5 protein-coding genes and 1 pseudogene are annotated in these 5,036 nt (G+C 66.5%); 1 reads left to right on the top strand and 5 read right to left on the bottom strand.

What is annotated here, in order from left to right; genetic code table 11:
• Positions 1–108 precede the first annotated feature (108 nt).
• The 5 genes and pseudogenes from AB0M27_RS46675 to AB0M27_RS46655 form a co-directional block, all read right to left on the bottom strand.
• Positions 109–354, bottom strand: a pseudogene (locus AB0M27_RS46675) (hypothetical protein); the annotation flags it as partial.
• A gap of 16 nt (positions 355–370) precedes the next feature.
• On the bottom strand, positions 371–661 hold the full coding sequence (locus AB0M27_RS46670) for a hypothetical protein (protein ID WP_061915897.1): 291 nt from the start codon (positions 659–661) through the stop codon (positions 371–373).
• A 102-nt stretch (positions 662–763) separates the two neighbouring features.
• A complete protein-coding gene (locus AB0M27_RS46665) occupies positions 764–1,117 on the bottom strand; it encodes a DUF317 domain-containing protein (protein ID WP_006143137.1) in 354 nt (117 codons plus the stop codon).
• A gap of 447 nt (positions 1,118–1,564) precedes the next feature.
• Positions 1,565–1,990, bottom strand: coding sequence for a Shedu anti-phage system protein SduA domain-containing protein (locus AB0M27_RS46660; protein WP_365732285.1), 426 nt, complete (start codon positions 1,988–1,990; stop codon positions 1,565–1,567).
• 26 nt (positions 1,991–2,016) lie between these two features.
• Positions 2,017–3,114 (bottom strand): IS110 family transposase, encoded by a 1,098-nt coding sequence (locus tag AB0M27_RS46655; protein WP_365732282.1) that lies wholly within the window; start codon positions 3,112–3,114, stop codon positions 2,017–2,019.
• Between the two features lie 455 nt (positions 3,115–3,569).
• Between AB0M27_RS46655 and AB0M27_RS46650 the strand changes: the two genes are divergently transcribed.
• Positions 3,570–4,931 carry a hypothetical protein gene (locus AB0M27_RS46650; RefSeq protein ID WP_365732281.1) on the top strand — a complete coding sequence of 454 codons (1,362 nt, stop codon included), beginning with the start codon at positions 3,570–3,572 and terminating at the stop codon, positions 4,929–4,931.
• Positions 4,932–5,036: the final 105 nt, after the last annotated feature.

Genomic DNA, 5,036 nt, shown 5'->3' with positions numbered 1-5,036 from the left:
GCGGGTACTTCCTCGGGGCAGGCATCGTCTGGGCTCCTCTCATGAGACCCATCTGACCTGCTGTCACCTTTCCCCGCATCTCGGGGGAACCTCAGCCCAGCAGCGCGCGTCGGGGCTGATGTGCAGGACGGTGCTGCGCAGGACCTGGCGGTCCTCGGGTGCTTCGTCCGGCTCGTGCCGTCCACGGACGATCGTCAGGCTCGTCCAGCCCAGGCCGGCGAGCGTGTCGGCGACGGTGTCGTAGAGGCGCCCATCGTCACCGGCCAGGTGCCGGGGGCCGACCCAGAACGCGAGCTGGCCGCCGCGTGGAGTGGACGGGTTGGGCGGGAATTCGGGGTACAGGGGCGCCTCCAAAGGGCTCGGTGCGGGTCTAGTTGCCGCCGGCACGGCGGCGGGGGCGGCGCGGCGGTGCCTGCGTGTCGCCCTGCCAGGTCAGAGCGACGGCGACCTCGGGCGGCAGATGGCCGAGCTGTGAGCCCTCGTCTCGGCCTTCGGCGAGGTAGACGACGGTTTGGCCGGTCTCGTCCACGGACTGCACGACTTGCGCCAAGCGGTGTGCCATCGGAAAGAACGGGTTCATGGCCTGGCGGACGGGAGCACTGCGGTCGCAACCAGACAGCAGGTCGATGAGATCGCCGACGGTCATCTCCGTGGACGTCATGAACGGCCTCCTTGGGTGAGGAAAACGGTGAGCGGTGGAATCAGCCGGCGGCCTGGCAGTCAGCCGGCCACCCTCCCAGCGAGGACTACGCGTGGGGCACTGTCATACGCGACGTGAGGTTTCCAGCACGCGCGCCACGGCGGCAGCGACGATGTCGGCCGGCGTCTCGGTGTCGAACGACAGCTGGTAGCCGCGTACGTTGGCCGTGCCGGTGACGGCGATCTTCCATCCCTCGCCGTCGGTGCCGGGACGACCGAGCGGGAACCAGCCGAGGTAGAACCGGCCGTCCTTGGAGCTGACGTGTACGTCCGCACGGTCGTCCACGATGAGGTTGAAGTCCTCCGCGGAGAACTGGTCCATGACGAGCGTGGGCTGGCCAGGACCCAGCTGCCACTCGCGCAGCCGCAGGGCTTCGACGGTGGTGGAGAATCCAGGGCCGGCGGGAGCCACGGTCACGGGTAATCACCTCTCTGACCTGGGGTTTCTTGCAAGGTCGTCTACGTTGACATGCTCTCGCGCACGTTGGCCAGTCCTTCCGCGATCTTTCCTGTCTGCCCCCGGCGAACTGCTGTCCTTCGACACTGAAGTTAGTCGACGTCGTCGCTCTGATCTGGGGCGACTGGCTTCCTTCTCAAGGCGTCTGCCCTCTCGCCACCCGGCACAGGACGGCGAGGAGTCGTTGGCTTCGCCAGGCGCGAAGGGCCAGCCCGTCGCGACGTCAATCCCACCGTCGTGGCAGACGTACTCGGCCCCGGGAAACTCGCGCAGCCACGCGGCCAGAGTCGGGGCGGAGCGGTCGGGCAGGACGTCAATCCGCTCAAGTATTCCGGCGGGCGACGTAGTGCGTCAGCTGATCCTCAAGACCGCGAGTTGGCAGACCCCATCAGGCCCGTGTCCGGCGTGTCAGTCTTCCTCGTCCCAAGATTCATCGAGTTCGATGTCCAGGGCTCCGATGCCCATCGGCGGACGGGACGCAGCCGCTCGGACGAGCCAGTCATAGGTGCGGATCTCAATGCGATTCTCTTCCAAGAACTCGTTGCGCATCGCCTCGGTCGGCGCGCCAGGGTTGTCGCGTCCAATGATGATGAGTCCGGGGGGATTCACCCGGATACCTTCAAGCCCTGTGCCGCCGCGGTCCTCGGGAGAGCCAGCTGTGTGGAAGTGTTCTGTGATCCACCGGCGCCAGTCCCGGATCTGCTGCGTGGCCTTGCGGAGCTCTTTTGAGGGTTGCCCGTCGTTGAGGACTAGCCGGGCGGTGGGGCTTTCCAACTCGACGAGCCGCCAGATCACGCCCATGGACGTGACCCCGCCGACTACGAAGTCGGCCACGACAGCCCCTATAAGCGGGGTCCTGGCTATAGCTGTTTGACCAGGTGGAAGACCTCCCGAGCAGCGTAGCGTTTGAGGCAACGGACGATTTCGCGCCGGGTCTTGCCCTCCTTGATCCGGCGCTCGTAGTAGTCCTGAGTGCGCGGGTCGACCCGCAGGCGGGTGAACACGATGCGATGGAGCGCGGCATTTGCCTGACGATCGCCACCACGGTTGAGGCGACGGAACTGCCGGCGTCCCGAGGAACGCTCGACAGGACTGACCCCGCACAGGGCGGCGAAGGACGCCTCACTGTCCAGGCGTTCCGGGTTGTCCCCCACCGTGATCAGCAAGGCGACGGCCGTGTCCGGACCGACCCCCACCACGTCGAGCAGCTGCGGGGCGTGACATTTGACGAGGCGGGCCAGACGAACGTCCACATCCCGGATCTGCTCGGAGAGCTGGCCGATCCGGTGAGCCAGCAGACCCAGCGTGATCCGAGTGGCCTGCAGCACCGACTCCTCACCGTCCTCCTCGCGACTGCTCACGTCGGCGAACCGCACACAGGCCCGGAAGAGTTCGGCATTGCCCAGTCCGGCCAGTTCTTCCCGCAAGGCAGGATCGGCAGTAATCAGGACGGACTTGAGCTGATTGATGGCCTGCGTGCGCGCTTTGACGGCCGACACCTTCGTGATTTTGTACATTCTCGCGATCTGCACCGGCCCGTCGCCCGCTTTCGCCCGGGCGCGGGCCCGCCCGCTCAATACGGCTCGCGCCGCGTTCTGAGCATCAAGCGGATCCGATTTGCCGCACCGACGGCGATCTGCCCGATCCATCCGATTCACGTCAAACACGTCTATGCCCTGGGCCAGCAGATAGCGCGACAAGGACGCCCCGTAGGAACCGGTCCCCTCCACCCCGGCCCGCCTCACGGCTCCCGACTTCCTGGCCCACTTCAGCAGATCGCAGTACCCGGCCGCGGTGGCCGGGAACTCGTCAGTGGCAAGCACTGCCCCCATCACGGAAAGCACCGCAGCCACATGGGCATCCCGGTGCGTGTCCACTCCCAACACCACCTCACCCGCAGGGCGACGGCGGCGGGTCTTGGGAGCAGGCGGCGTACTGGACATGGTCGATCTGGACATGTCCGTTCCCCTTTCCAGTCCGACGGCGCGTCGCATTGCCGGTACCGGGCCGCGTCGGGCGGTCAGAATCGTGAGGACGCCACAACGATCGGCAGGCCCCTATCGGGACACACCCCGCCGGCCCGGCACCGACAACGCACCATCCCCGGCCAGCAGCCGACACCGTGAGATCAGGACACTTCGGTCAAACATGTCATGAGTCAGACCCCAGGCCCGGGACAGCACCCACCCATCCTCCCGCCCCCATCTCACCTCCGCTCAGGGGCCGCAGAACATGCTCAATCCCCCTCACGCAACACCCAGAACTGGATCCCAGCCGACCACAACAGCGCCCGAAGGCAAGCGGCGCGTTCAGGGAGCGTGGTTGCTCGTCGACAGAGGCACCGCCACCGACCAGCCCTGCCGCAGCAGCAGCAGCCAACTCTGTTGTCAGAGGCAGGACTTACTCTCAAAGCATGCCCCACAACGTGCTGCATCGCGGTTACGGGATCACCATCGACTTGAGTGCATCAGACCTGGGTAACCCGGACTGCCCGGAGCTCCTGCAGGAGATTCACCGCAACTACAAGCCCGACCTTCTCTACTGCCTCGGGGCCCACGAATACGGCACCGTCTGCCCCGGGTTCATGACCATCGTCGAGAAGAACGGCCGCTACCACGCCCGGCACGTGACCAGGGGCGAGGTGTCCGAGACAGCGAGCGAGAGCGAGCTGCACAAGGCGCTCAAGAACCACACCGCCGAAACAGCCAGCCGGGAAGGCTTCAACGTCTCCGTCGAAGACCGAGCCGTACATGGTCGCCGTCGTACTGATGTAACGGTCGCCGGGGCGAGAGGAAAGAAGATCGGCTACGAGATCCAGATCTCGCCGATCGCGAGTGGTTCTGTGGACAGCAGGACCCGCACTGCAGTGGGCGACGGCCTGACACCGCTGTGGCTCGTGACGAACGAGAACTCTCTCGCCATCGATCGGGCGCCTTGGGCCAGGCTGAACATCCAGCGATGGCAGGACGTGGGCAGTCGTGACGCCTTGCGCGTACGAGGAGGCGTGAAAGCATTGCGCATGGTCCGCTGCGACTGGAGCACTCAGCGCGAATGCCCCAGAACGGGTACGCGCTGCGGCGGTTGGCACGCCACGTGGGAATCGACGCAGGCGCACTACGACGACATGGTGCGCATGACGGCCACGGGCGAGCTCGTGACGCTGTTCATGCGAGCGCGCACAGGGCGGCGGCGCGGCTGGCACATGTGGGTGAAGCCGTCGGACAAGACGGAGTTCCTCCAGGGCCGTCCGGAATCGGATCCCTATCTGCCGGCGTCGGCTGCTGACTCGACCGCCGCTCTCCTCCCCGCCGAGCCGCTCCCGCCCGACCCGCACTGCCACTATGGCGAGGACACCGGGATACGTGCGGAACTCGCGCGTCCCCGCGACAGTGGCGATCCCATCGATGCCTCCGACTGGCTGTCGAAGGAGCCGCCACCGGAGTACAGGTCCACGTGGAACGTGGACGGCTGGGAGATTCCCGGCGATGTAGTTGCGGCGAGGCTGGCGCTGGACTCCGCCCTACAGCACCTTGCGGCACTCGCCGACACCCTCCCGGCAGGAGCGGACATCGCGGCGGGACGAGTCGACATCACGCACGCAGACCGACAGCGGTGGCTCGCAGCCCAGGAAGAGTGCAGGCGACTGGCCGCCGCCCTGGCGACCCACCCATGGCTGCCCACGACCCACGACCCGTTCAGTGCCCGCAGAGCTGTCTTCGCCGCCGCACGCAAGGCTCAAGCCGTGGAACCCGCCAACGCGACGTATCAGCCCTAAAAGAGCTGCCGTGTCGGCGGCGGCTGAACGCTGACCCACTTTGGGCGGTTGAATCCTGACCCAGGTGGTGTCTGTTGCGGTTGTGTTCAGTCGTTGTCGGTGGCG

The organism is Streptomyces sp. NPDC052107, from assembly GCF_040680215.1.
Taxonomy (GTDB): Bacteria; Actinomycetota; Actinomycetes; order Streptomycetales; family Streptomycetaceae; genus Streptomyces.
Note: the sequence above shows the minus strand (reverse complement) of the source record. Positions and strands in the feature narration are given on the sequence as shown.